We start from the raw sequence: 23978 nt of genomic DNA on the forward strand, positions 1-23978 counted from the left end.
TATTACTTCTTGTTAATCACAGCCTCGGCGACATTTTTTGGCGCCTCAACATAATGTTTGAATTCCATAGAATACGTTGCCCGCCCTTGTGAAAGCGAGCGTACCGTCGTTGCATAACCAAACATCTCAGCCAATGGGACTTCCGCTTTAATTGCCTTAATGCCGCCTGGCAGGTCTTCCATTCCTTGCACGATACCACGCCGTCCAGAAAGGTCGCCCATAATATTACCCATATACTCTTCAGGCGTTTCCACTTCGACCGACATCATTGGCTCAAGCAAAGCCGGCTGAGCCTTTTTCATCCCCTCTTTAAAGGCCGCAGAAGCGGCCATACGGAAAGCATTTTCGTTTGAGTCGACATCATGATATGAGCCATCAAACAAGGTAAATTTAATATCAACGACAGGGAAACCCGCCAGCACGCCACCCTTAATCGCATCCTGCAAGCCTTTATCGACAGCAGGAATATATTCACGCGGCACTGTACCACCTTTGATGGCATCGACAAATTCGTAGCCTTTACCTGCTTCATTCGGTTCCAGTTTGATCCAAACGTGACCATACTGCCCGCGACCACCAGACTGCTTGACGAACTTACCCTCTTGTTCAACTGCTTTCTTGATGCACTCACGATAAGCGACTTGTGGCGCCCCCACATTCGCATCTACACCAAACTCACGCTTCATGCGATCAACGATAATCTCAAGATGCAATTCGCCCATGCCAGAAATAATAGTCTGCCCCGACTCTTCGTCACTACGCACGCGAAACGACGGGTCTTCTTGCGCCAACCGACCTAACGCAACTCCCATTTTTTCTTGATCGACTTTGGTCTTTGGCTCAACAGCAATATGAATTACTGGCTCAGGGAATTCCATGCGTTCGAGCGTAACTGGCGCACTCGGTTCAGAAAGCGTGTCGCCCGTCGTTACTTCTTTCAAGCCAACACAGGCAGCAATGTCACCGGCCAAAACTTCCTTAACCTCTTCACGATTATTGGCATGCATCTGCAGTAAACGCCCGATACGTTCCTTGCGCCCCTTTACCGGATTAAGAATCGTATCTCCCGACTTGAGCACCCCTGAGTAAACACGGATAAACGTCAACTGCCCTACATATGGGTCAGTCATCAACTTGAAAGCCAGCGCAGAAAATTGCGCATTATCATCCGCATTACGCGATACTAGCTGTCCATTCTCATCTTCACCTACCACGGGTGGAATATCGACCGGAGAAGGCAACAACTCAATAACCGCATCAAGCATCCGCTGCACACCTTTGTTCTTGAATGCTGTACCACATAGCATCGGCTGAATTTCGCAATTGATGGTGCGCGCACGAAGCCCTTGCAGGATTTCCGCTTCAGTCAAGTCGCCACTCTCGAGGTATTTATCCATCAAATCCTCAGAGGCCTCGGCCGCCGACTCGACCATCTTGCTGCGCCATTCTTCCGCCAAGCCTTGCAAATCGGCAGGAATATCACGGTGTTCGAACTTCATCCCCTGGGATGACTCATCCCAGATGATCGCTTTCATCTTAATTAGATCGACAACGCCAGCAAAAGAATCTTCTTTACCAATTGGAATAACGATAGGCACAGGGGTTGCCTTCAGACGTGAAATCATCTGCTCGACAACCTTAAAAAAGTCAGCCCCTTGCCGATCCATCTTATTGACAAAGGCCAAACGGGGCACTTTGTATTTATTAGCCTGTCTCCATACAGTTTCTGACTGAGGCTGCACCCCCCCCACCGCACAGTACACCATGCAAGCGCCATCAAGCACACGCATCGAACGCTCAACCTCGATCGTAAAGTCAACGTGCCCCGGCGTATCAATGATATTGAACCGATGTTCAGGGTATTGCATATCCATACCCTTCCAGAAACAGGTCGTCGCGGCAGAGGTAATGGTGATACCCCGCTCCTGTTCCTGCTCCATCCAATCCATGGTTGCCGCGCCATCATGCACTTCGCCAAGTTTATGGTTTACGCCGGTGTAATAAAGAATTCGCTCGGTTGTCGTTGTTTTGCCGGCGTCAATATGCGCGCTGATACCAATATTACGATAGCGCTCAATAGGGGTTTTACGTGCCACGTTTAAGCCTTCATTGATAAAGAACGTTTACTGGCAGCCATCTGCCACCAGCTATTAGCTATAAAAATATTAAAAACGGAAGTGTGCAAATGCTTTGTTAGCATCCGCCATTCGATGCACTTCATCGCGCTTTTTCACCGCACCACCACGATTTTCTGCAGCCTCCAGCATTTCTGCCGCCAAGCGCTGATCCATGGATTTTTCCGAACGTTTACGGGCAAACTCGCGCAACCAGCGCATAGCTAGCGCCATACGGCGACTCGGACGCACTTCCACCGGAACCTGATAGTTAGCACCACCAACGCGACGACTCTTGACCTCAACCAGCGGCTTGACGTTATTCATTGCCAAACCAAACACTTCAATGGGGTCTTTACCGGCCTTAGAAGCAATAATATCGAATGCACCATAAACGATACGCTCGGCAACCGACTTCTTGCCACTTAGCATAATGGTATTGATGAACTTAGAAACTTCGACATTACCGAATTTAGGATCCGGCAAAATATCGCGCTTAGGAACTTCACGACGACGAGGCATATTGACCTTTCACTATAAATTCAGCTGAAGACCGGCGCAAAATTAATGTTGACACCAGCCCTCACAGCTACCCAATAGAGCAGCTACTTACTAAACGGCGGTTACGCCGCTTTTGGACGTTTCGTTCCGTACTTAGAACGAGCCTGTTTACGATCCTTTACACCCTGGGTATCCAGGGAGCCACGAACCGTGTGATACCGCACACCCGGCAAATCTTTAACACGACCACCACGAATCAAGACCACCGAGTGTTCCTGAAGATTGTGCCCTTCGCCGCCAATATATGAAATCACTTCAAAACTATTGGTCAGACGCACCTTGCACACCTTGCGCAAGGCTGAATTCGGTTTTTTCGGCGTCGTCGTATAAACACGCGTACATACGCCACGTTTTTGTGGGCAACATTCCAACGCCGGTACTTTATTCTTGCTGATCACAGCCATCCGCGGCTTACGAACCAGTTGATTGATGGTTGGCATACCTTTTGATTCCTATCCAAACCGTAACGCCATGACAAAAAACTAAGCGTTACACAGCCCAACGCAGGGTAGAGCCCGCATTGATATACTCAAAAACAGTGCATACAACACACGCTATGTTTGCACTATGAAAAAAGAAGCGCATTCTATGAGCTAAGCCTTGCCAAGTCAACCAACAGAAGCACCTGCAACATCCAGTGGCGCTTCTTTTTCAGAAGATTCAGAAGCGATATGACTTTCGACGACATCACTCAATGACGACTCTGCTAAAGCCTGATTCTTGCGCATCCGATGGTAGGCAAGCCCAGTACCCGCAGGAATCAGGCGGCCGACGATGACATTCTCCTTGAGACCGCGTAATTCATCACGTTTACCCATGATTGCCGCTTCGGTCAGTACGCGTGTCGTCTCCTGGAACGAAGCTGCGGAAATAAACGAATCGGTCGATAGCGAAGCTTTAGTAATCCCCAGCAATATGGGTTCATAGGTTGCGGGCAACTTACCTGGCGGCAGTGCGTCATTCTCGTCAAACAGATGCGCCTTCTCGACTTGCTCACCACGGATAAACTTAGTATCACCCGGATCGACAACCAGTGCACGGCGCAACATTTGCCGCACGATGACCTCGATATGTTTGTCATTGATCTTGACGCCCTGCAAACGGTAAACGTCCTGCACCTCATCGGTAATGTAGACAGCAAGCGCCTCCGGCCCTTGCAGACGAAGGATGTCATGCGGATCAGGCGCACCATCGACAATCATCTCACCCTTATTGACGATTTGACCGTCGTGCACCATGACGTTCTTGTCCTTCGGAATCAGGTACTCGTGCGGCACACCCTCAAAATCGGTGATGATCAGACGCTGCTTACCTTTCGTATCCTTACCGAAGGAAACCGTCCCGGTATTCTCCGCCAGAATGCCAGCATCCTTGGGGGTGCGCGCCTCGAACAGCTCAGCAACACGTGGCAGACCGCCCGTAATATCACGGGTTTTAGCCGATTCCTGTGGCAGACGCGCCATCACATCGCCCACTGAAATTTGTTGCCCGTCGGCCACCGTAATGATCGCACCAACTTGGAATGTGATTGTGACCGGCTGCTCGCTGCCATGCATACGGACTTCTTCACCTTGGGCATCAAACAGCTTGACCTGTGGCCGCAGCCCTTTACTTTGGCCTTTACCTCCACTCTTAGAATCAATGACTACAAGCGTCGAAAGCCCTGTGACCTCATCGATCTGCTTGGCAACCGTCACCCCTTCCTCGACATTCTCAAAGCGAACCTGTCCGGCATATTCGGCAATAATTGGGCGCGTATGCGGATCCCAGGTCGCCAGCTTGGTACCTGCTTTGATCTGCTGACCATCGGTTACCTGCAAGGTGGAACCATAGGGCACTTTATGTCGCTCGCGCTCGCGCCCATTGTCATCAGTAATCGCGATTTCACCGGAACGGGTAATGACGATTTTTTCGTTCTTATCACTGGTCACATAGCGCATCGAAGCCATGAAACGCACGATACCAGCACTCTTGGATTCGACCTGGCTAGCTGCGGCTGCACGCGATGCTGCACCGCCCACATGGAACGTCCGCATGGTCAACTGTGTTCCCGGTTCGCCAATCGACTGCGCGGCAATGACGCCCACTGATTCACCAACATTGACCAACGTACCGCGTCCAAGATCGCGACCATAACACTTGGCACATAAGCCATAGCGCGTATCACAGGTCAGGGGTGTCCGCACCTTGATTTCATCAATCCCCAACTTACCGATCAGTTCGCATAAGTCCTCAGTAATCAGCGTGCCCGCCTCGATCACGGTTTCACCGGTTTCTGGATGGGCAATATCATGCAAGGTCACACGGCCAAGGACCCGGTCACCCAGCGACTCGACCACCTCTCCGCCTTCGAGCAAGGCACGCATGGTCACGCCCCTTTCGGTACCACAGTCTTCTTCCGTCACCACCAGATCCTGGGTGACATCCACCAGACGGCGGGTCAAATAACCCGAATTCGCAGTTTTTAGCGCCGTATCGGCCAGCCCTTTACGGGCGCCGTGCGTCGAAATGAAGTATTGAAGTACGTTCAGCCCTTCACGGAAGTTGGTCGTAATCGGTGTTTCGATGATGGAGCCGTCCGGTTTGGCCATCAGACCGCGCATCCCCGCCAACTGGCGGATTTGTGCCGCCGAGCCGCGCGCACCGGAGTCCGCCATCATGTAAATCGAGTTGAAGGACTCTTGCTTGACCTTTTTGCCCTGATAATCGACGACCTCTTCACTGCCCAGCTGCTCCATCATCACCTTGGCAACACGATCCCCGGTTTGCCCCCAGATGTCGACCACCTTGTTGTAACGCTCTCCATCAGTGACCAAGCCGTTGGTGTACTGCCCTTCGATCTCCTTTACCTCCTTCTCGGCCGCTGCAATGATTTCGTATTTTTGGGGCGGTACGAGCATGTCGTCCGAGCAGATCGAAATTCCGGCACGGGTCGCCAAACGATACCCGTTTTGCATCAGCTTGTCGGCAAAAACTACCGTCTCCTTAAGGCCGCAGCGCCGAAAAGCAGCATTGATCAGCTTCGAAATTTCCTTCTTTTTAAGCGGCTTGTCGATCACACTGAACGGCAAGCCTTTGGGCAAAATCTCTGAGAGCAATGCACGCCCAGCCGTCGTCTGATAACGGGTCAGCTTCTCCTGCCAATTACCATCGGCGTCTTTCTCATACTCTTTGATGCGTACCGAAATCCTTGCATGCAAATCCAGTACACCCGTTTGAAGCGCACGCGATACCTCGGCGAGGTCGACAAAGGCCATTCCTTCGCCATTGGCGTTGATACATTCGCGCGTGGCGTAGTACAAGCCCAACACGATATCCTGCGACGGTACGATGATCGGGTCGCCGTTCGCGGGCGACAACACGTTGTTTGAGGCCAGCATCAGCGTCCGGGCTTCCATCTGCGCCTCAAGGGAAAGCGGCACGTGTACAGCCATTTGGTCGCCATCAAAGTCGGCGTTAAACGCCGCACAAACTAATGGATGCAACTGAATGGCTTTGCCTTCGATCAAAGTAGGCTCAAACGCCTGAATCCCCAAGCGGTGCAGCGTCGGCGCACGGTTGAGCAGAATCGGGTGCTCGCGGATCACTTCTTCAAGAATGTCCCAAACGATTGGCTCTTGCATGTCAACCATTTTTCTCGCCTGTTTGATCGTCGTCGCCAGCCCCATCAATTCAAGCTTGTTGAAGATAAATGGTTTGAATAGCTCAAGTGCCATCAATTTGGGCAGGCCACACTGGTGCAGTTTGAGCTGTGGGCCGACGACGATCACCGAACGGCCAGAATAGTCAACGCGTTTGCCAAGCAGATTCTGGCGGAAACGCCCGCCTTTACCCTTGATCATATCCGCCAGCGATTTTAGCGGCCGTTTGTTGGCGCCCGTCATGGCCTTACCGCGCCGCCCGTTATCAAGCAGCGAATCAACGGCTTCCTGCAGCATGCGCTTTTCGTTGCGCACGATGATCTCCGGCGCTTTCAGTTCAAGCAACCGCTTCAGGCGATTATTACGGTTGATGACACGACGGTAGAGATCATTGAGATCGGAGGTTGCGAAGCGGCCGCCATCCAGTGGCACGAGCGGACGCAGATCCGGCGGTAGCACCGGCAACACTTCAAGAATCATCCATTCGGGCTTGATCCCGGATTTCTTGAATCCTTCAAGAACTTTCAGGCGCTTGGAAAATTTTTTGCTCTTGGTTTCCGACGATGTTGTTTCTAGTTCGGCGCGCAAGCGTTCGATTTCACCGGTAAGATCGATCGAGCACAACAACTCACGGATGCCTTCGGCGCCCATCATGGCTTGAAACTCATCGCCATATTCTTCCATCATTTCGAGGTACTGCTCTTCAGTCAGCAGTTGCCCACGCTGCAAATTGGGCACCAGCCCCGGGTCGCAAACGACAAAGGCCTCGAAATACAGTACGCGCTCGATATCGCGCAGGGTCATATCCAGCACCATGCCAAGCCGCGAAGGCAGGCTCTTGAGGAACCAGATATGCGCAACGGGCGATGCCAGCTCGATATGCGCCATACGCTCCCGGCGCACTTTGGACAGCGTCACCTCGACGCCACATTTCTCACAAATGACGCCGCGATGTTTTAAGCGCTTGTACTTGCCGCACAAACATTCGTAATCCTTGGTTGGACCAAAAATCTTGGAGCAGAACAGGCCATCGCGCTCCGGCTTGAACGTCCGGTAATTGATGGTTTCCGGCTTCTTGACTTCGCCGTAAGACCAGGAACGAATTTTTTCCGGCGAAGCCAGACCAATGGTAATTGCGTCGAACTGTTCTTCCTGTGTAACCTGTTTGAATAAATCAAGCAGTGCTTTCATTTTTTCCCAAACCTCCGGTTTTGAGTGAAATACGAAATCTGAAAAAGGGAACGTGGTCGGTTTTTTCCCACAATTTACGATTCACTCAATCAATAGCGATCCAGATCAATGTCGATTGCCAGCGAGCGGATTTCCTTGACCAGTACATTGAATGATTCCGGCATGCCGGCATCGATCTTGTGGTCGCCTTTGACAATGTTTTCATAGACTTTGGTGCGCCCGTTAACATCGTCCGACTTGACAGTCAGCATTTCTTGTAGGACATACGAGGCGCCATAAGCTTCGAGCGCCCAAACTTCCATTTCGCCGAAACGCTGACCGCCGAATTGGGCTTTGCCGCCCAACGGCTGCTGCGTCACCAAGGAATATGGCCCGGTCGAGCGCGCATGCATCTTGTCATCGACAAGGTGGTGAAGCTTGAGAACGTGCATATAGCCTACAGTCACCGGACGATCGAACTGCTCGCCCGTGCGCCCGTCGAACAACGTCATTTGACCAGATTCCGGCATACCGGCGAGACGCAGCATTTCCTTGATCTCTTTCTCGTGAGCGCCGTCAAACACCGGGGTTGCGAACGGCACCCCCGCTTCCAGGTTGCCGGCCATTTCGACAATCTCGTCATCACTCAACTGCGTCAGATCTTCTGGTTTGCCGTTGGTGTTATACACCTTATCGAGGAATTCACGGAGTTCTTTGGCGCTCGCCTGACGGCGCAGCATTTCGCCAATCCGGAACCCCAAGCCTTTGGCGGCCAGCCCTAAATGTACTTCCAGAACCTGACCGATATTCATCCGCGAAGGAACCCCCAGCGGATTGAGCACCACATCAACCGGACGGCCATCGGCCATATAGGGCATATCCTCGACTGGCACGATATGAGAAACGACGCCTTTATTACCATGGCGCCCAGCCATCTTGTCGCCGGCCTGCAAACGGCGTTTAACGGCCACATACACTTTGACCATTTTCTGCACGCCCGGCGGCAGTTCGTCACCCTGCGTCAGCTTCTTGCGTTTTTCCTCAAAAGCGATATCGAAGTCCTTGCGTGTCTGCTCCAGGCCATCGCGCAAAGACTCAAGCTGCTGCGCGACCTCTTCATCCACCATGCGGATATCAAACCAATGATGCATCTCGATGCCATCAAGATACTCTTTGGTAATGAGCGTTCCTTTAGCCAAACGCTTCGGGCCGCCATTGGCTGCCTTGCCGATGAGCAAGCGCTCGACACGCGCAAAGGCATCGCGTTCGACGATACGCAACTGGTCGGCCAGATCAAGCTTGTAGCCGCGCAGATGATCATCGATGATCGATTGCGCACGCTTGTCGCGCTCGATGCCTTCTCGAGTGAAAACTTGTACGTCGATGACTGTGCCGGAAATGCCGGACGGTACTCGCAGTGAGGTATCTTTTACATCCGAAGCCTTTTCGCCGAAAATGGCGCGCAGTAGTTTTTCTTCCGGCGTCAACTGCGTTTCGCCCTTGGGCGTCACCTTGCCAACCAGAACATCGCCCGCGTTAACCTCGGCGCCGATATAGACAATGCCGGAATCGTCCAGGCGGGACAGCTGCGCCTCGCCCAGAGAGGCGATATCGCGGGTAATTTCTTCAGGTCCGAGCTTGGTATCGCGGGAAACGACGGTCAGCTCTTCGATATGAATCGACGTAAAGCGATCTTCCGCCACGACGCGCTCGGAAATCAGGATCGAATCCTCAAAGTTGTAGCCATTCCAGGGCATAAAGGCAATCAGCATGTTCTGGCCAAGCGCCAGTTCGCCTTTGTCGGTCGACGCGCCGTCGGCCACGACGTCGCCCTGCGTAATTACATCGCCCACGCGCACCAGCGGTCGTTGGTTGATGTTGGTATTCTGGTTTGAACGTGTGTATTTGACGAGGTTATAAATATCGACGCCGACTTCGCCCGGCACCGTTTCCTCATCATTAACACGCACAACGATCCGTGAGGCATCGACATAATCGACCTGGCCGCCGCGCAAAGCTTGCACGGCCGTGCCAGAGTCAACGGCGACAGTACGTTCAATACCCGTACCGACCACCGGCTTTTCCGGGCGCAGGCATGGCACCGCCTGACGCTGCATGTTGGCGCCCATCAAGGCGCGGTTCGCATCGTCATGTTCAAGAAAAGGAATCAACGACGCCGCCACAGAAACGATTTGTTCCGGCGCAACGTCCATATAGTCTACGCGCGAAGGTTCGGCCAGGATGGTTTCGTCCTTCTCACGACAGGTGACGAGTTCATCCACCAGACGGCCTTCCGCATCCAGCGCAGCGTTGGCCTGTGCAACGATAAAATTACCCTCCTCGATCGCCGACAGGTACTCGATCTGGTCAGTCACCTTGCCATCAATCACCTTACGATAGGCTGTTTCCAGAAAACCGTAGGCATTGGTGCGCGCATAGAGTGCCAGGGAGTTGATGAGGCCAATGTTCGGCCCTTCCGGTGTTTCGATCGGGCAAACGCGACCATAATGTGTCGGGTGTACGTCACGCACCTCGAAACCTGCCCGTTCCCGGGTCAGGCCGCCTGGGCCCAGCGCTGAAATCCGGCGTTTGTGCGTAATTTCGGACAGCGGATTGGTCTGATCCATAAACTGCGAAAGCTGGCTCGACCCAAAAAACTCGCGCACGGCTGCGCTGATCGGCTTGGCATTGATCAGATCATGTGGCATCAGGTTATCCGACTCGGCCTGCGATAAACGCTCTTTCACCGCGCGCTCGACGCGAACCAAGCCAGCGCGGAACTGGTTTTCGGCCAGTTCACCAACCGAACGCACGCGGCGATTGCCCAAATGATCAATATCGTCGATCTCGCCGCGACCATTACGCAGTTCGACCAGGATCTTGATGACTTCGACAATATCGCGCGGCGACAACGTCAGCTGTTCGCTCACCCCCCCAACCACGCCCAGTGATTTGAGCTGCGTCAGCAATGAGGTCGCTTCTTCCAACGTCAGGTTTTCGGCAACGGCGCGCATGCCATAAACCAGCTCACCCAGCCACTGTTCGACGGCCTCTGTTGATCCGCCTGCCACATCGACAATCGCCTGCACCACGGCATCGTGTTTAGCCGGGACACTCTTGACCATCACTTTGTATTCAATGACATCCTGGCGCCCAACGCGGCGGTTGAATTTCATGCGCCCTACACTAGACAAGTCATAGCGCTCGTCGGAATAGAACAAGCCATTGAACAGATTTTCAACAGCATCCTCAGTGGGCGGCTCACCCGGACGCATCATGCGATAGATAGCAACGCGCGCCGCCTGTTTCGATGAAATCTCGTCTGAACGCAGTGTCTGCGAGATAAAGGCGCCGCGGTCGAGATCATTGATGTACAGGGTCTGCAACTGGTCGACACCCGCATCGATCAGCGTAGCAAGCAGTGTCTCCGTAATCTCATCGTTTGCATTGGCAAGAATTTCGCCGGTTTCTCGGTCGATGACATTCTGCGCAACGACACGGCCGATAATGAAATCTTCCGGCACGGCAATCTGGTGAATATTGGCGGCATCAAGCTCGCGAATATGTTTGGCGGTAATACGCTTATCCTTGGCGACAATAGTTTTACCCGATTTGTCGTTGAAATCGAAACGCGCCACTTCACCACGCAACCGCTCAGGCACCAAAGAAAACTCGATACCTTTCTGGCTCAGATAGAAAGTATCGAATTCAAAAAACTCGCGCAAAATTTGCTCCGGCGTCAGCCCAATTGCTTTGAGCAGCACGGTGACGGGCATTTTGCGACGGCGGTCAACACGGAAAAACAGGATATCTTTCGGATCGAACTCAAAATCCAGCCAGGAACCGCGATAAGGAATGACGCGCGCCGAAAAGAGCAACTTGCCCGAACTATGCGTTTTGCCGCGATCATGTTCAAAAAAGGCCCCTGGCGAACGGTGCAATTGCGAAACAATTACACGCTCCGTACCATTGATAACGAAAGAGCCCGTCGTCGTCATGAGCGGAATTTCACCCATGTACACTTCTTGCTCTTTGACTTCTTTAATCGTATCGGGCGCTTCGCGATCCATGATGACCAGACGCACCCGGGCACGCAGCGCCGAGGCAAAAGTCAGGCCGCGCTGCTGACATTCTTTGACATCGAAGGCCGGTTCGGCCAGCGTATAACTGACAAACTCAAGCCGTGCATTTCCGCTGTGGCTAACGATGGGAAAAATCGAAGTGAATGCTGCCTGCAAACCCTGATTTTTGCGTCGCTCCGAAGGTACTGCAGCTTGCAGGAAGTCAGTAAAAGACTCCAGCTGTGTCGCTAATAAGAAGGGTACATCCAGCACGTTGGCGCGCTTGGCAAAACTCTTGCGAATACGTTTTTTCTCGGTATAGGAGTAGGTCATGGTAGCTCCGAGCTTCAAGAACAAATTCCTCTAGCAATCGACATTCCGGAGCGAGGTAATCCGGAAAGTTTGGCAACAAATAAATATAAGCAGACGCACGATCGACCAGGTTATCAGCAACCTAGACGGCATCCATCAAAACAATATCCCATGCTTGTATTTATACGCTGATAACAATGTGGCCAAGTCTTGGAATGGCCAGAAACGAGGGGGTAAAAATTCTATTTCCGGAAAAGCACAAAAGGGCCGACCGCCTCAAGAGCAGTCAGCCCAGCCAAAAAAACCTGGCGATTACTTGATTTCGACCTTGGCACCAGCGTCTTCAAGTTGCTTCTTGAGCGCTTCAGCATCTGCCTTGGCAACACCTTCCTTAACGGGTTTCGGCGCGCCGTCAACAAGATCTTTAGCTTCCTTCAGCCCCAATCCGGTCGCTGCACGCACAACCTTGATGACTTCGACTTTCTTGTCACCCACCGCCGCTAGAACAACAGTGAACTCGGTCTGTTCTTCTGCCGCAGCAGCCGCACCACCGCCAGCGCCCGGCGCCGCAACAGCCATCGCGGCGGCAGAAACACCAAATTTTTCTTCGAACGCCTTGACCAGGTCGTTCAGTTCCATAACCGTCATATTACCAACGGCTTCCAGAATTTCTTCCTTACTAATTGCCATAATCAGACACTCCTAAATCGGATACAAAAAAGCAATTTGAGATGTTTTCAAACTTGCCAATCTAACTGCACATTAAGCCGCAGCACCCTCGCGTTGCTTGGCCAACGCGCCAAGCGCAACAGCAAACCCTGCAACCGGCGCTTTCATCACGCCCAGCAGTTTGGCCAGCAGTTCGTCGCGGCTTGGGATTGACGCCAACGCCTGTACGCCAGCTTTATCGAGCACTTTGCCCGCATAGCACCCGGCTTTTAATACCAGCTTGGGATCAGCTTTTGCGTACTCGTTGAGTACCTTGGCCGCCGCCACGGGATCAGCAGAAATACTGTAAATCAACGGCCCCGTCAGATGTGCGGCAAGATCGGCAAAAGGGCTGCCTTCGACGGCACGGCGTACCAAGGTATTTTTCAGCACACGCAGATAAACGTCAGACTTACGGGCCTGCGCACGCAACTTGGTAAGACTACCCACCGCGATTCCACTGTACTCGGCGACAACGATCGTCTGCGCATTGGACACCTGCGCCGACACCTCTGCCACGACAGCTTTTTTATCATCAAGATTGAGACCCACGGGTCTTTCCTCCTTTCAAGTCAATTTACGGCGAATATCAACGATATCCGCCGCCCCCACGGCGACCTGAACCAGAGGCGCCAGCAACATACAAACTGCCGTCAAACCATCTTGTTCGGGATACACCGTCTACGCAGGCCGCTTACACGCTTAAGTTCTTGGAAAAACCTTGGACACCTGCGGTCTTTGACGATCCGTCTGCCAACCATCAGAAGTAATGATCACTAGCGGACGGCCCAAAGTCCTGGGTGAAGCTTGCTTGCATAACAAACTCCACCGTCTTATTGCTTACAACGAACCCGTATCGACACGAACACCCGGTCCCATCGTGCTCGACACAGAAATTTTCTTCAAATACTGCCCTTTGGATGACGCGGGCTTCGCCTTGATTAGCGCATCGACCAAAGCTTTAAGATTTTGCTCGAGCTGCTCGACACTGAACGAGGCGCGACCAATCGTGCCATGGACGATGCCTCCTTTATCCGCACGATATTGGACTTGGCCAGCTTTGGCATTGCGCACTGCACTTGTCACATCCATAGTGACAGTTCCAACTTTTGGGTTTGGCATGAGACCGCGCGGGCCAAGGATTTGGCCGAGCTGCCCGACGACACGCATCGTATCGGGCGTTGCAATCACCACATCAAAATTAATATTGCCTGCCTTAACTTCGGCGGCTAAGTCATCAAAACCGACAATATCTGCGCCCGCCGTTTTCGCGTCTTCTGCCTTGTCCCCTTGAGCAAATACCGCAACGCGCACAGTCTTGCCCGTTCCTGCGGGAAGAAGAACAGAACCGCGTACCGCCTGATCGGACTTGCGCGGATCAATACCAAGGCTTACGGCAATATCAACTGACTCATCAAATTTGGCAGTCGCGCATTCCTTAGCCAGATTCAGCGCTTCGGCCACTGAATAAATTTTGCTGCGGTCAATCTTGCTCTGCAGCACTTTTTGTTTTTTTGTCAACGCGGCCATATTACAGTCCTTCCACGGTAATACCCATTGAGCGGGCACTGCCTGCAATCGTGCGAACAGCCGCATCCATATCGGCCGCCGTCAGATCGGGCATTTTCTGGGTAGCGATTGCTTCGCATTGCGCACGCGTCAACTTACCAACCACATCGGTATGTGGTTTGGAACTCCCCTTCTGGATACCGGCGGCCTTTTTAATCAAAATCGTCGCCGGCGGCGTTTTCATAATGAAGGTAAAACTTTTATCCGCATAAGCCGTAATGACCACAGGGATCGGCAAACCCGGCTCGACACCCTGCGTTTGCGCATTAAAAGCTTTACAGAATTCCATAATATTGAGACCGCGCGAACCAAGCGCAGGACCAATAGGCGGAGAAGGATTCGCCTTACCCGCCGGCACTTGTAATTTGATAAATCCAGCAATTTTTTTTGCCACGATATAACTCCAAAATTTGGGTAAAACGCGCTAAAAAACGCTCCCCACTAAAAAATTTGCGGCCGCGGCCACACTTTGATGCTCTGCCGCCATATACAAGCAGCAGAAAACATTTTTCAAAAATCAGCCCTTTTCGACTTGGCCAAACTCCAATTCCACCGGGGTTGCACGACCAAAAATTGTGACGGAGACGCGCAAGCGATTTTTTTCATAATTAACCTGCTCAACCGAACCATTAAAGTCCGCAAACGGCCCCTCTTTGATACGCACAACTTCACCCGGTTCAAACAATACCTTGGGACGCGGCCTTTCAACACCATCCTGCATCTGCTGCAGAATTTTTTCGACTTCTTTTTCAGAAATTGGCGTCGGCTTATTCGCACTCCCCCCAACAAAACCTGTCACTTTTGGCGTACTTTTCACCAAATGCCAGGTTTCGTCATTCATCTCCATTTCGACAAGCACATAACCTGGAAAAAATTTACGCTCAGTAATGCTTTTTTGCCCTAAGCGCAATTCAACAACCTCTTCAACCGGCACCAAAATACGTCCAAAAGAGGCCTGCATTCCATGTCTAGCAACTCGTTCAGACAAAGCGCGCTGGACACTCTTCTCAAAACCGGAATAGGCATGAACGACATACCAACGTTTGTTCATACCTTCCTCCACTGAAGAATGAGGTCATACAGCACCCATTCGATTCCCTTATCGGCCATCCACAAAAAAGTGGCCATGACAACAGCAAAGGCGAAAACCAGCCCCGTCATCTGCAGAGTCTCTTTTCGTGTCGGCCAAACAACTTTTTTTGCCTCATTAACCGACTCTTTGGCAAAATCAAAAAACTGGCGCCCGGGCACAGTTTGCCAAGCAACGACTATGGAAGCGCCCAAACCTACCAAAACAGCCAGCACACGCAAAATCATTGCCTGATCCGATAGCAGGTAAAAACCTGCAATGCCAGCAACCAAGAGGAGAAGCGCTAAAACAAACTTGATTTTATCGGCCATCAATAGTCAGCCACAGATATAAAAATGGCAGGGGCAGAGGGTCTCGAACCCCCAACCTTCGGTTTTGGAGACCGACGCTCTGCCAATTGAGCTATGCCCCTGCAACAGAGATAAAAGCGTTTCAACTCCGAAACGCTTTTTTGCATATTTTTCCCAAAGAACGAAGGGGCGGTAGCACCAGCGACCGCCCCGATGACTGTTATTCGATAATCTTGGTTACTACGCCGGCGCCAACGGTACGACCGCCTTCGCGGATAGCAAAGCGCAAGCCTTCTTCCATGGCGATCGGCACGATCAGCTTGACCGTCATGGCAACATTGTCGCCCGGCATCACCATTTCAGTGCCCTCCGGCAGGGTGATGGCACCCGTAACATCTGTAGTCCGGAAGTAGAACTGCGGACGGTAGTTGTTGAAGAAGGGGGTGTGACGGCCACCTTCTTCCTTGGAGAGGACATAGACTTCGCCCGTAAAGTGCGTATGCGGGGTGATGGTGCCCGGCTTGGCAAGCACTTGCCCGCGTTCAACTTCTTCTCGCTTGGTGCCACGCAGAAGAACGCCCACGTTATCGCCCGCCTGGCCTTGATCGAGCAGTTTGCGGAACATTTCAACACCGGTACAGGTGGTTTTCTGGGTGGGTTTGATGCCGACAATTTCGATTTCTTCGCCAACTTTGATGATGCCGCGTTCGACACGCCCGGTCACGACGGTGCCTCGTCCGGAAATGGAGAATACGTCTTCGATCGGGAGCAGGAAGGGTTTGTCAATGGTGCGTTCAGGCGCGGGGATGTAGCTGTCGAGTGCTGCAGCCAAGGCTAGAATGGCGCCTTCCCCGAGATCGCTGGTGTCGCCTTCTATGGCTTTCAGTGCGCTGCCTTTGATGATGGGGATGTCGTCGCCCGGGAATTCGTATTTGGAGAGTAGCTCGCGCACTTCCATTTCGACGAGTTCAAGGAGCTCGGCGTCATCGACCATGTCGCACTTGTTGAGAAAAACGATGATACAGGGAACGCCGACTTGACGGGCAAGCAGGATGTGTTCCCGTGTTTGCGGCATGGGTCCGTCCGCTGCAGAAACTACGAGGATGGCGCCGTCCATCTGGGCCGCGCCCGTGATCATGTTTTTGATGTAGTCGGCGTGCCCCGGGCAGTCAACGTGGGCGTAGTGACGATTTTCGGTTTCGTATTCAACGTGTGAAGTGTTGATGGTGATCCCGCGCGCCTTTTCTTCCGGCGCGTTGTCAATCTGATCGTAGCCCTTGGCCTCTCCTCCAAATTTCTTCGACAGAATCGTCGTGATCGCCGCCGTCAACGTCGTCTTACCATGATCCACGTGACCAATCGTCCCAACATTCACGTGCGGCTTCGTCCGCTCAAATTTCGCCTTTGCCATAGCCGATACCTCACTAAAAAATAAGAAACCACAATGCAAAACTGTGGTGCCCATGGGCAGGATTGAACTGCCGACCTCTCCCTTACCAAGGGAGTGCTCTACCACTGAGCTACATGGGCAACTAACACCACTAACCCATTGCCTTCAACACCGCTGATCGCCTGGAGCGGGTGAAGGGAATCGAACCCTCGTCTTAAGCTTGGAAGGCTTCGGCTCTACCATTGAGCTACACCCGCAAAAACAAAAAACCATCAACCCGCTAAAACCGTTGCCTTTGCCGCTATATTGAGACAGCATCTTTGGTGGAGGGAGAAGGATTCGAACCTTCGAAGGCAGAGCCGACAGATTTACAGTCTGTTCCCGTTGACCGCTTGGGTATCCCTCCTATCCGGAATCGCTTATTTTGGGACAAGAGTCAGAGTTTGTCAAACACTTATACTCACAAGCACATTATGAACAATTGATTTCGTATCAAAATATTTAATGCATATCTTTTGGCTTCTGCCGAATAGCGGTTCTCCTGTATTCTGCAACCTGCCGCACATTGACTTCATCAAGGAATTTCATTGACCGCACACAAGTCGCCCTTTCGTAACGATGAACTGCCAGAAACGACCGGCACTGGCGCTAACACTTCTTTTTTATTCCGCCAACTGGCCCTACAGAGCGCAGCCGTTATCGCTGTACTGTCTCTTGCGTGGCCCTATTTTGGCCTGCGCAACGAGCCGCTACCCTGGCCCGAAACCGCACTGGCCATCGGATTCACCGCTTTTCTTTTTGCGCACATAAGCAGGCAAAGACTCATTTGGCAATTTATTCATGCCGCATTCCTCCCTCTGCTCTGGCTTATTTACTGAAAACGGCGAACAGATCCGCACAAGCAGGTAGCCCGGATATCCGCATAGCGGCAGACGGCGGTACGAACGGAACAAAGGGACCGAATTGTACAAGCGCCTGATTTCATCCAGACAGCTACACCCATCCAAATTTCACAGCATTCTCGGCGTGTATTTAAATGACGCATAACCGTTGCAAATCGGCGTCATTTTGCCAAGCGCGCGCACTGGAGCTGAAAAGCGCATATTCCTGACTATCCGCCAAAGACTGTCTGCCAAATACTTCCAGTAAATGCCGCAAATGACCGGGTTGCGGCAGCATCGCGCCAAAGTACAACACCCATTGTTTACGGGCAATCAACAGCGTCGGAAAATTTTCGACATCCAGATCGCCCACGGCGTCAGCCTCGTCTTCAATATCCAGCCAGCGGAAAAACATATGCGGGAACGCCTGACCGACCTCGGTAAACACCGGCCGATACTCGCGGCATGTCCCGCACCATTCCGCGCACAGGCAAATCACCCGGAACTCCGTATCCACCTGCGCAGACGCCCCTGGCGCCGCAAGCCCATCCTCACGCGCCGCCTGATCTTCTTCTACCTGATAGCGCAAGCGATTTTCCACAACTTTTCTTCCATCGACCCGTCAGATACCGGCTCCCAGCGCCCAGCAGCATCTTCATCAGCTGTGACCCGGACACCATCGCCCATTGCTCCGGCGAAAGACCATGACGACAGGTATTTGAACAGCCTGCTGCGGCAATCGTACTGCGTCTGCACAAGCGTCGACAGATAAACCGGCAACGCTACGCCCTCTCGAATCTCCGCATCAGATGCCTCATCGTTTTGCGGCTCATTCCAGCGAACCAGATGTCGCAAAATCGCCTGATTGTCATCACGCTGCACGGCGGCCGCATCATCGACATAGATGCGCACGCCATCCTCAAAGCGTTCGATCTCCCGCCACGCCGCGTGTGCTGGCAAGGCCAGCGCCGCCGCCAAAAAGCCGCACGACGCCTGGCGAACCGGATACATCAAAATGACGGGCAATGGCTTCATGCGCACTATTTTAGCCGAACGTTCAAGCCCTCTTCGGCAACCAGAACAGCGGATGTTTGACCCAGCGAACGCCGCCAGGAGATACTAAGCGCCTTCATAACAGCCGCAGCATTGGCTTTGTCTATTTTGTCACTCTTCACTCCTCCCACTTCGACAGCCCGACCCACCGACACGATAATGAACGACATTCCCGTCCTCGGAACCGCACGCTTTCCCTCACCGCTCACGTATTTCGTCAGCGATCAAGCGCGCGTGCTCTCCTCACCCATCATCACGCCCAACGCACCGCCGGCCGAGGATATCCGCCTCGAAATCGCCGGTCCGCGCGAAAAACTGTTCTTCGACGCACGAACCACTCGTGCTGCTATCGTCACCTGCGGCGGCCTTTGTCCGGGGTTGAACAATGTGATCCGCTCACTGGTTCGACAGCTGTACCACGGCTACGGTGTGCGCGAAATTCTCGGCTTTGTCGGCGGCTATCAGGGCCTCGATCCGTGGCGCGGTGCTGAGCCTATTCCATTAACACCAGAGTTTGTTGACGACATCCACAAAGATGGTGGTTCGGCGCTGAAAACCTCGCGTGGCCCGGTCGACACCAGCATTGCTGTCGACAACTTGATTCGGCGCAAGATCAATATTCTCTTCGTCGTCGGCGGCGACGGCACACAACGCGGCGGACTTGCGCTGCTCAACGAAGCCCGCCAGCGCGGCTACGCGCTTTCCGTTGTCGGCGTACCGAAAACCATCGACAACGACGTTGCCTTCGTCTCGCGCACCTTCGGCTACGTCACCGCCGTCCAGGAGGCCACACAGGCGCTGATGGGCGCGCACACTGAAGCGCACAGCGTACATAACGGCATTTCACTGGTCAAAATCATGGGGCGCCACGCCGGGTTCATCGCTGCCGGCGCCACCATCGCCAGCCAGGAAGTCAATTTCACGCTGGTGCCGGAAGTGCCGTTCGTCCTTGACGGCGAAAACGGCTTTCTGGAAGCGCTCAGAAAGCGGATTCTCAAGCGCGCGCACGCGGTCATTCTCGTTGCCGAAGGCGCCGGGCAGCACCTCATCACCGGCGGCAAGGACGAATACGATGCCTCCGGCAACCTCAAATCCAAGGATATCGGCCTGTTCCTGCGCGAACGCATTGATGCCTATTTCAAACAGAAAGGCATCCCGTTCACCCTGCGCTATATCGACCCCAGCTACCTCATCCGCAGCGTCCCTGCCTGCCCGGAAGACGGCGTTCTCTGCGACTTCTTTGCGCGCAACGCCGTTCACGCCGCCATGGCGGGCAAAACCGGACTGGTCATCGGCCATCAGCACGACGTATTCACACATGTCCCCACCGAACTGTTGACCAGCCAGAAAAAGCAGATGGACTTAAACAGCCCGGAATGGCACGCTGTGCTGGCAACGACGGGACAAAACTTTGCCGCCTTCCCCGGCTGAGCCGTTCGCGTGGGCGCGTTGATAAAACGGCGGATCAGCGAACAGCGCTGAATGCTTTCCCACAAGCCCCTCCGGAGCCCGCGTAAACAGGGCATCTCCAGGCGCCCGCCCGGAAACCCGCGTGGATAAAGGCGCTTCGGAGGCACTCCGGGCAGGCGCCTCTAAAACCCGTATCAATAAAGGGCTGGCAGGCGCCCTGCCCGGAGACGCCCTGTTTATAAGGACTTCAGAGCGCCCCTTCTGAGATGCCCTATTGACGCGGGTTTCCGGGCAGCGCTTCTGAGATACCTCAATAGCGGCGCGACTTTGCCAAAAAACAAGGCGGCGCGCCGCAGACAGGACATCCCGTACGGCACGCCTATTTTTGCAAAGAAAGCCGCTATTTTTCCAGTTTATGTTTTTTGATGCCCTGAGTCCCTTGTATTTAAAGGACCTCAGGGCATTTTATGTTTTCTTCCTTGTTTCCAGGGGCTGCGGGCGTCCCGTCAAGGCAGCAATAACAAACGCGCGCCCAGGCCGAGAAAAATCACGCCCGAGACGCGGTGCAGCCAGACGCCGGCGCGCGCATGGCGACCAAGCCACTGCCCAAATGCGCCGGAAAAATAGCCGAGCAAGCCGAAAATCACGCAGGCCTGCGCGGTAAACAGCCCGCCCAGCACGGCCGTCTGGGCGGCAACCTGACCGCGCCCGGCGTCGACAAATTGCGGCAGAAACGAAAGAAAAAAGATCACCACCTTCGGGTTGATCGCATTGACCAGCGCGCCTTTGGCAAAAAAGCGCGCGACGGAATCCGCCGCGCCCGATAATGATTGGGTTTGCGCGGCACCCACGCTACCGCGATGGCGCAACGCCTGAATGCCCAGCCAGACCAGATACCCGCCGCCGCACAGTTTCAATGCGCCAAAAGCGGCAGGGGATGCGGCGATCAGTGCGCTAACGCCGAGCGCCGCCAGCAGCGTATGGCTCAGGCACCCCAGCGCGCAGCCCAGGCCGAATGCCGTACCCTGCGCTCGCCCGCGCGACATGCCCAGGCTGATGACCATCAGGTTATCCGGACCGGGCGAAAGCGTAATCAACACCGCCGCCGCCAGAAACGCCGCACATTGATCCATGCTGACAAGCATCTCCCGGCGCTCCTCGCTGAAAATTACGGCCTTACGGCAAAAAACAAACGGCGGACGCTTCCGCCCGCCGTCAAAAACCCCGCTGCGCCGCATCAATTCACGGCACTCCACGGTCTTGCAGATTGCAAGACATCGCTTCGTCAAAAACCGATTGGCTGCTTACTTGAAAATCCCGAACGGCTTGCCGACAGGCAAGAACGGCCGGCCAAAGAACGTATTGAGCACCACCGCCGAGGCGCCGTAGAACGAGAGCAGCGAAGTCGCCAGCTCCGCGTATGCGCCGATCACGTGGGTCGTATGCGGGGCCACGCCGAAGGCATTCAGCGCCAGCGCCGCCAGCAGAATGTCGATCATGACCATCGTAATGAAAATCAGCTTGCTGACCTCCATCGCACCTAGCGTCATCATCACCGAGAAAATCAGGTAGCCGAGGAAGGCAAAGCCCAGCTGCTTGGTATCACACGCTGCCGCCAGTTCCGGGCCGAACACGCCCATTTTCATCATCCAGGCCGTCGCCACGGCATACCAAAAGAAGGCATACGCGCCAAACACCGTGCCGCCCCAGATGTTCTCATGCAGAAAGTCGAGAATGCAGGCGATTAACTGCGCGGTCGCGCCGAGGAAAATGGCGTAGACGATCACGAAAGACAAGCCGGTGGTAATTTCCAGCTTTTGCGACGCGGCGACGAATGTCACCATCGCCAGGCCGAACAGCCCCAATGCCGTCGGGTTAGCAACGGCGATTTTGACATGCTGTGTTTCTGCGGAACCTGCGGTACTCATTGGCACTCTCCTAAGCATAAGTGTCAAGCAATATTGTCGAACCGCCCATGGGCGCTCCACTCACGGTCATGCGCAGATATCAGACACGGCCGGTTGCGGATTGACGGGCGGAGGGCATCTTTCCAAATTCCGTCGAGATAAAGAACGGCCGCGCATTCTCACATAGTGAAAATGCCCGTTTCAATCTCGGTTTTCCGCAGTCAGAAAGGGGCGCGGGAAAGGCCACGGGAAAGCACCCGCCTGCTAGAATTCTCACCTTCCCGAATTCCCCGAAGCCTGCCGCCGGCGCTGCATATCACCTTGTGCCGGCAAGACAGCTAAAGCAATGGGGGAATTCTCTCCAAGCCCGCAGCCGTTTTCTCGGGCGCCGCCGGATTTTCCGGATCTTTCGTGGATTTTTTGTGGAACTTGTCTCGCTCATTCAAGCGCTGATTCTTGGCATTGTCGAAGGTTTGACCGAATTCCTGCCGGTCTCCTCGACCGGCCATCTGATCCTTGCCGGCGATCTGCTCGGTTTCAACGACGCGCGCGGCAAACTATTTGAGGTCGTCATCCAGTCGGGCGCCATTCTTGCCGTCTGCTGGGAATACCGCGTAAAAATCGCCCAGGTGCTTACCGGCCTGCCGCGCGAACGCGCCGCCCAGCGCTTTGCGCTCAACCTGTTCATCGCCTTTCTGCCGCTCGCCATTCTCGGCCTGCTCTTCAAGAAAACGATCGAGGCTTATCTCTTCCAGCCGCTGCCGGTGGCACTGGCGTTTATCATCGGGGCATTCATCATCCTGTGGGCAGAACGCCGCCCGCATCGCGTACGCATCGAATCGGTCGACGACCTCTCGCCCACTGACGCCCTCAAGCTGGGCTGCATGCAGGCGTTGGCGCTGATCCCTGGGACGTCACGATCGGGAGCGACGATTATCGGCGGCCTGTTTCTGGGGCTATCGCGCCGCGCCGCCGCCGAATTCTCTTTTTTTCTCGCCATTCCGACGCTGTTCGCCGCGACGCTGTACAAACTTTACAAGGACTGGGCGCTGGTGCGCCTGGACGACATTGGCTTGTGGAGCGTTGGCTTTATCAGCGCCTTTGTTTCCGCTTTTCTTTGTGTGCGCTGGTTATTACGCTTTATCTCCAGCCACGACTTCACTCCGTTTGCCTGGTATCGCATCGCGTTTGGCTGCATCGTGCTGCTGACCTGGCAACTCGACCTGATTGCCTGGAGCGCCTAAATGTCCTCAATGTCTTCGATTCTCTACCTGCATGGCTTCGCTTCCTCCCCCGCATCCTGGAAAGTCCGCGAACTGTCCAACGCTCTCAAGGCACGCGGTCAGGGCTACCGGCTGATATGCCCGGCGCTTTCGACCGTACCCAACGAAGCCATCGCGCAGGCCGAAGCGATCATCGAAAGCCGCGTCGGCCCCTTAACGCTGATCGGCAGCTCGCTCGGCGGCTATTACGCCACCTGGCTGGCGGAAAAACATCTGCTGCGCGCTGCGCTGATCAATCCGGCCGTCGCCGCGCCGGCTTCGCTGGAAAAATACCTCGGCCCGCAAACCAACCTGCACACCGGCGCCCCCTTTGAATTCACCGAAGCGCATCTTGCCCAGCTTCGCGCGCTCGAAGCACCTAAAATTACGCCCGGACGCTACTTCCTGATGGTCGAAACCGGCGATGAGGTGCTCGACTACCGTAAAGCCGTCCAACGCTACGAGGGATGCAAGCAGGCCGTCTTTGAAGGCGGCGACCACAGCTTCACCCGTTTCCCTGAAATGGTGCCGCAACTCCTTGAATTCTGCGGGTTATAAT

General features: G+C 54.0%; 20 protein-coding genes and 4 tRNA genes. 4 read left to right on the plus strand and 20 right to left on the minus strand.

The genetic code is table 11. From position 1 onward, the window contains the following. Window positions 1-2: 2 nt before the first annotated feature. From fusA to ABCS64_RS12175, 16 genes are all read right to left on the minus strand, one after another. Window positions 3-2096, minus strand: coding sequence for an elongation factor G (fusA, locus tag ABCS64_RS12100; protein WP_418892148.1), 2094 nt, complete (start codon window positions 2094-2096; stop codon window positions 3-5). A 69-nt stretch (window positions 2097-2165) separates the two neighbouring features. Next, complete coding sequence (rpsG, locus tag ABCS64_RS12105) at window positions 2166-2636, minus strand: 30S ribosomal protein S7 (protein ID WP_418892149.1); 471 nt, start codon at window positions 2634-2636, stop codon at window positions 2166-2168. A 101-nt stretch (window positions 2637-2737) separates the two neighbouring features. Then, the gene (rpsL, locus tag ABCS64_RS12110; protein WP_418892150.1) at window positions 2738-3115 is read right to left on the minus strand and encodes a 30S ribosomal protein S12; all 378 of its coding nucleotides are present in this window, start codon (window positions 3113-3115) and stop codon (window positions 2738-2740) included. Between the two features lie 168 nt (window positions 3116-3283). Beyond that, entirely contained in the window at window positions 3284-7507 is a 4224-nt protein-coding gene (gene rpoC / locus ABCS64_RS12115) for a DNA-directed RNA polymerase subunit beta' (RefSeq protein ID WP_418892151.1), read from the minus strand. 89 nt (window positions 7508-7596) lie between these two features. After that, window positions 7597-11880: a DNA-directed RNA polymerase subunit beta gene (gene rpoB, locus ABCS64_RS12120; RefSeq protein WP_418892152.1), complete on the minus strand. Its 4284-nt coding sequence runs from the start codon at window positions 11878-11880 to the stop codon at window positions 7597-7599. A gap of 291 nt (window positions 11881-12171) precedes the next feature. Next, window positions 12172-12549 carry a 50S ribosomal protein L7/L12 gene (gene rplL, locus ABCS64_RS12125; protein ID WP_418892153.1) on the minus strand — a complete coding sequence of 126 codons (378 nt, stop codon included), beginning with the start codon at window positions 12547-12549 and terminating at the stop codon, window positions 12172-12174. A 72-nt stretch (window positions 12550-12621) separates the two neighbouring features. Further along, window positions 12622-13119, minus strand: a complete 498-nt coding sequence (gene rplJ / locus ABCS64_RS12130; RefSeq protein ID WP_418892154.1) for a 50S ribosomal protein L10 — start codon at window positions 13117-13119, stop codon at window positions 12622-12624. Window positions 13120-13407: 288 nt separating this feature from the next. Beyond that, window positions 13408-14097, minus strand: a complete 690-nt coding sequence (gene rplA, locus ABCS64_RS12135) for a 50S ribosomal protein L1 (RefSeq protein WP_418892155.1) — start codon at window positions 14095-14097, stop codon at window positions 13408-13410. Between the two features lies 1 nt (window position 14098). Next, a complete protein-coding gene (gene rplK, locus ABCS64_RS12140) occupies window positions 14099-14530 on the minus strand; it encodes a 50S ribosomal protein L11 (RefSeq protein ID WP_418892156.1) in 432 nt (143 codons plus the stop codon). Between the two features lie 123 nt (window positions 14531-14653). Beyond that, entirely contained in the window at window positions 14654-15187 is a 534-nt protein-coding gene (gene nusG, locus ABCS64_RS12145) for a transcription termination/antitermination protein NusG (RefSeq protein ID WP_418892157.1), read from the minus strand. After that, window positions 15184-15537: a preprotein translocase subunit SecE gene (secE, locus tag ABCS64_RS12150; protein WP_418892158.1), complete on the minus strand. Its 354-nt coding sequence runs from the start codon at window positions 15535-15537 to the stop codon at window positions 15184-15186. Before secE ends, nusG begins: the two co-directional genes overlap by 4 nt. Before the next feature lie 25 nt (window positions 15538-15562). Then, window positions 15563-15638 (minus strand) — tRNA-Trp (locus tag ABCS64_RS12155). A 98-nt stretch (window positions 15639-15736) separates the two neighbouring features. Continuing rightward, window positions 15737-16927 (minus strand): elongation factor Tu, encoded by a 1191-nt coding sequence (gene tuf / locus ABCS64_RS12160; protein WP_298048057.1) that lies wholly within the window; start codon window positions 16925-16927, stop codon window positions 15737-15739. Between the two features lie 44 nt (window positions 16928-16971). After that, window positions 16972-17046: transfer RNA gene (locus ABCS64_RS12165), tRNA-Thr, on the minus strand. A gap of 43 nt (window positions 17047-17089) precedes the next feature. Beyond that, a tRNA-Gly gene (locus ABCS64_RS12170) sits at window positions 17090-17163 on the minus strand. Between the two features lie 64 nt (window positions 17164-17227). Further along, window positions 17228-17312 (minus strand) — tRNA-Tyr (locus ABCS64_RS12175). A gap of 181 nt (window positions 17313-17493) precedes the next feature. Here ABCS64_RS12175 and ABCS64_RS12180 point away from each other — a divergent pair. Next, the gene (locus ABCS64_RS12180; protein ID WP_418892159.1) at window positions 17494-17784 is read left to right on the plus strand and encodes a hypothetical protein; all 291 of its coding nucleotides are present in this window, start codon (window positions 17494-17496) and stop codon (window positions 17782-17784) included. Window positions 17785-17938: 154 nt separating this feature from the next. Here ABCS64_RS12180 and ABCS64_RS12185 read toward each other — a convergent pair whose 3' ends face one another. Continuing rightward, window positions 17939-18376 carry a thioredoxin family protein gene (locus ABCS64_RS12185; RefSeq protein WP_418892160.1) on the minus strand — a complete coding sequence of 146 codons (438 nt, stop codon included), beginning with the start codon at window positions 18374-18376 and terminating at the stop codon, window positions 17939-17941. Further along, window positions 18361-18822: a surface-adhesin E family protein gene (locus ABCS64_RS12190; protein WP_418892161.1), complete on the minus strand. Its 462-nt coding sequence runs from the start codon at window positions 18820-18822 to the stop codon at window positions 18361-18363. Before ABCS64_RS12190 ends, ABCS64_RS12185 begins: the two co-directional genes overlap by 16 nt. A gap of 177 nt (window positions 18823-18999) precedes the next feature. Here ABCS64_RS12190 and ABCS64_RS12195 point away from each other — a divergent pair, with 177 nt between their 5' ends. Beyond that, window positions 19000-20271, plus strand: a complete 1272-nt coding sequence (locus ABCS64_RS12195) for an ATP-dependent 6-phosphofructokinase (protein ID WP_418892162.1) — start codon at window positions 19000-19002, stop codon at window positions 20269-20271. Window positions 20272-20756: 485 nt separating this feature from the next. Here ABCS64_RS12195 and ABCS64_RS12200 read toward each other — a convergent pair whose 3' ends face one another. Then, entirely contained in the window at window positions 20757-21395 is a 639-nt protein-coding gene (locus tag ABCS64_RS12200; protein ID WP_418892163.1) for a LysE family translocator, read from the minus strand. Window positions 21396-21554: 159 nt separating this feature from the next. Beyond that, on the minus strand, window positions 21555-22178 hold the full coding sequence (locus ABCS64_RS12205; RefSeq protein ID WP_418892164.1) for an acetate uptake transporter: 624 nt from the start codon (window positions 22176-22178) through the stop codon (window positions 21555-21557). A 401-nt stretch (window positions 22179-22579) separates the two neighbouring features. Here ABCS64_RS12205 and ABCS64_RS12210 point away from each other — a divergent pair, with 401 nt between their 5' ends. Then, window positions 22580-23401, plus strand: coding sequence for an undecaprenyl-diphosphate phosphatase (locus ABCS64_RS12210; protein WP_418892165.1), 822 nt, complete (start codon window positions 22580-22582; stop codon window positions 23399-23401). Further along, the gene (locus ABCS64_RS12215; protein WP_418892166.1) at window positions 23402-23977 is read left to right on the plus strand and encodes a YqiA/YcfP family alpha/beta fold hydrolase; all 576 of its coding nucleotides are present in this window, start codon (window positions 23402-23404) and stop codon (window positions 23975-23977) included. Window position 23978 lies beyond the last annotated feature (1 nt).

This window comes from Dentiradicibacter hellwigii (assembly GCF_041770905.1).
Lineage (GTDB): Bacteria > Pseudomonadota > Gammaproteobacteria > Burkholderiales > Rhodocyclaceae > Propionivibrio > Propionivibrio hellwigii.

What these genes read in the sequence shown, in the direction of transcription:
- rpsG (WP_418892149.1), bottom strand. Translation starts at nt 2,636, where the DNA reads ATGCCTCGTCGTCGTGAAGTTCCTAAGCGCGATATTTTGCCGGATCCT.
- rpsL (WP_418892150.1), bottom strand. Translation starts at nt 3,115, where the DNA reads ATGCCAACCATCAATCAACTGGTTCGTAAGCCGCGGATGGCTGTGATC.
- rpoC (WP_418892151.1), bottom strand. Translation starts at nt 7,507, where the DNA reads ATGAAAGCACTGCTTGATTTATTCAAACAGGTTACACAGGAAGAACAG.
- rpoB (WP_418892152.1), bottom strand. Translation starts at nt 11,880, where the DNA reads ATGACCTACTCCTATACCGAGAAAAAACGTATTCGCAAGAGTTTTGCC.
- rplL (WP_418892153.1), bottom strand. Translation starts at nt 12,549, where the DNA reads ATGGCAATTAGTAAGGAAGAAATTCTGGAAGCCGTTGGTAATATGACG.
- rplA (WP_418892155.1), bottom strand. Translation starts at nt 14,097, where the DNA reads ATGGCCGCGTTGACAAAAAAACAAAAAGTGCTGCAGAGCAAGATTGAC.
- nusG (WP_418892157.1), bottom strand. Translation starts at nt 15,187, where the DNA reads ATGAACAAACGTTGGTATGTCGTTCATGCCTATTCCGGTTTTGAGAAG.
- secE (WP_418892158.1), bottom strand. Translation starts at nt 15,537, where the DNA reads ATGGCCGATAAAATCAAGTTTGTTTTAGCGCTTCTCCTCTTGGTTGCT.
- tuf (WP_298048057.1), bottom strand. Translation starts at nt 16,927, where the DNA reads ATGGCAAAGGCGAAATTTGAGCGGACGAAGCCGCACGTGAATGTTGGG.
- ABCS64_RS12190 (WP_418892161.1), bottom strand. Translation starts at nt 18,822, where the DNA reads ATGAAGCCATTGCCCGTCATTTTGATGTATCCGGTTCGCCAGGCGTCG.
- ABCS64_RS12195 (WP_418892162.1), top strand. Translation starts at nt 19,000, where the DNA reads ATGAACGACATTCCCGTCCTCGGAACCGCACGCTTTCCCTCACCGCTC.
- ABCS64_RS12200 (WP_418892163.1), bottom strand. Translation starts at nt 21,395, where the DNA reads ATGCTTGTCAGCATGGATCAATGTGCGGCGTTTCTGGCGGCGGCGGTG.
- ABCS64_RS12205 (WP_418892164.1), bottom strand. Translation starts at nt 22,178, where the DNA reads ATGAGTACCGCAGGTTCCGCAGAAACACAGCATGTCAAAATCGCCGTT.
- ABCS64_RS12215 (WP_418892166.1), top strand. Translation starts at nt 23,402, where the DNA reads ATGTCCTCAATGTCTTCGATTCTCTACCTGCATGGCTTCGCTTCCTCC.